General features: G+C 50.0%; 1 tRNA gene and 1 rRNA gene (1 of these 2 cut by a window edge). Both read left to right on the top strand.

Annotated elements, in window-relative coordinates:
• Window positions 1-78 precede the first annotated feature (78 nt).
• Window positions 79-154: transfer RNA gene (locus EGC76_RS11780), tRNA-Ala, on the top strand.
• A 213-nt stretch (window positions 155-367) separates the two neighbouring features.
• Window positions 368-1,867 (top strand): 23S ribosomal RNA (locus EGC76_RS11785); it runs 1,462 nt beyond the window's last position.

Consider the following 1,867-nt stretch of genomic DNA (forward strand, 5'->3'; position numbering starts at 1 on the left):
GGCTTGGTTTGTTGTTTAACGAATAACGAACAGCGTAGCGCACGAATAGCGCAGCGTACGAACAACGAACAACGAAACGGGGCCATAGCTCAGCTGGGAGAGCGCCTGCCTTGCACGCAGGAGGTCAGCGGTTCGATCCCGCTTGGCTCCACCATTTCTATCTGTGAGTTAGCGATAAGTGCTTTTACGAAAGCCTTTATCCGTAACTCAATGTTACACCGCTCTTTAACAATATGAACAAGCTGATTGTAATAAAGTAATGAAATGCCACTCTACTTGAATCACCATATTTGGTAGAGGCGTATCGAACTTGTGTACAGCAAAGAGAACAGCCCATGCGATTCGAATAAACATTTTCGGGTTGTATGGTTAAGTGACTAAGCGTAGACGGTGGATGCCTAGGCAGTTGGAGGCGATGAAGGACGTATTAACTTGCGATAAGCCATGATGAGGCAGTAAAAGCCGTTCTAGTCATGGATTTCCGAATGGGGAAACCCACTGAGCTTGCTCAGTATCCTTAGGTGAATACATAGCCTAAGGAAGCGAACCCGGAGAACTGAAACATCTAAGTACCCGGAGGAAAAGAAATCAACCGAGATTTCCCTAGTAGCGGCGAGCGAACGGGAATTAGCCCTTAAGCAATCATGGTTTTAGTGGAACAAGCTGGAAAGCTTGACGATACAGGGTGATAGTCCCGTACACGACAGGGCCATGAATGTGAAAACGAGTAGGTCGGGACACGTGTTATCTTGACTGAATATGGGGGGACCATCCTCCAAGGCTAAATACTCCCAACTGACCGATAGTGAACCAGTACCGTGAGGGAAAGGCGAAAAGAACCCCGGCGAGGGGAGTGAAATAGAACCTGAAACCGTCTACGTACAAGCAGTAGGAGCACCTTCGTGGTGTGACTGCGTACCTTTTGTATAATGGGTCAGCGACTTATATTTTGTAGCAAGGTTAACCGCATAGGGGAGCCGTAGGGAAACCGAGTCTTAACTGGGCGTCATAGTTGCAAGGTATAGACCCGAAACCGGGCGATCTATCCATGAGCAGGTTGAAGATTGAGTAACATCAATTGGAGGACCGAACCCACATCTGTTGAAAAAGATGGGGATGACTTGTGGATCGGAGTGAAAGGCTAATCAAGCCCGGAGATAGCTGGTTCTCCCCGAAATCTATTTAGGTAGAGCCTCGGACGAATACCACTGGGGGTAGAGCACTGTTTGGGCTAGGGGGTCATCCCGACTTACCAACCCCATGCAAACTCCGAATACCAGTGAGTACTATCCGGGAGACACACGGCGGGTGCTAACGTCCGTCGTGAAGAGGGAAACAACCCAGACCGCCAGCTAAGGTCCCAAAGTCATGGCTAAGTGGGAAACGATGTGGGAAGGCTCAGACAGCTAGGAGGTTGGCTTAGAAGCAGCCACCCTTTAAAGAAAGCGTAATAGCTCACTAGTCGAGTCGGCCTGCGCGGAAGATGTAACGGGGCTAAGCCATGCACCGAAGCTGCGGCAGCGTACTATGTATGCTGGGTAGGGGAGCGTTCTGTAAGCCGTTGAAGGTGTGTTGAGAAGCATGCTGGAGGTATCAGAAGTGCGAATGCTGACATGAGTAACGATAATGGGGGTGAAAAACCCCCACGCCGGAAGACCAAGGTTTCCTATCCCATGCTAATCAGGGTAGGGTAAGTCGGCCCCTAAGGCGAGGCCGAAAGGCGTAGTCGATGGGAATCAGGTTAATATTCCTGAACCGACATGTACTGCGATGGGGGGACGGAGAAGGCTAGGCAAGCCGGGTGTTGGTAATCCCGGTGAAAGTATGTAGGTTAATGGTTTAGGCAAATCCGGACCATTCTCTTTGG

The sequence above is a fragment of the Pseudidiomarina gelatinasegens genome, from assembly GCF_004025325.1.
Taxonomy (GTDB): Bacteria; Pseudomonadota; Gammaproteobacteria; order Enterobacterales; family Alteromonadaceae; genus Pseudidiomarina; species Pseudidiomarina gelatinasegens.